Consider the following 338-nt stretch of genomic DNA (forward strand, 5'->3'; position numbering starts at 1 on the left):
CGCGAGCCCATTCATGGCGTCTCCAGCCAGCCCGTTTATGGCGTCGCCCGCGAGTCCGTTCATGGCGTCTCCGGCAAGCCCGTTTATGGCGTCGCCCGCGAGTCCGTTTATGGCGTCTCCGGCTAGTCCATTTATGGCATCGCCTGCGAGCCCGTTCATGGCGTCGCCCGCGAGTCCGTTTATGGCGTCTCCGGCTAGTCCATTTATGGCATCGCCTGCGAGCCCGTTGAGGGCGTCTCCGGCTAGTCCATTTATAGCATCGCCTGCGAGCCCGTTTATGGCGTCTCCGGCAAGTCCGTTTATGGCGTCGCCCGCGAGTCCGTTTATGGCGTCTCCGG

The 338-nt window shown here is 63.0% G+C and carries 1 protein-coding gene; it reads right to left on the reverse strand.

The window, feature by feature from the left end:
- Positions 1 to 338, reverse strand: a 338-nt coding sequence (locus A3709_RS24215; RefSeq protein WP_197484331.1) for a hypothetical protein, incomplete at both ends; no start/stop codon positions are given.

The sequence above is a fragment of the Halioglobus sp. HI00S01 genome (genome assembly GCF_001635445.1).
GTDB lineage: Bacteria > Pseudomonadota > Gammaproteobacteria > Pseudomonadales > Halieaceae > Halioglobus > Halioglobus japonicus.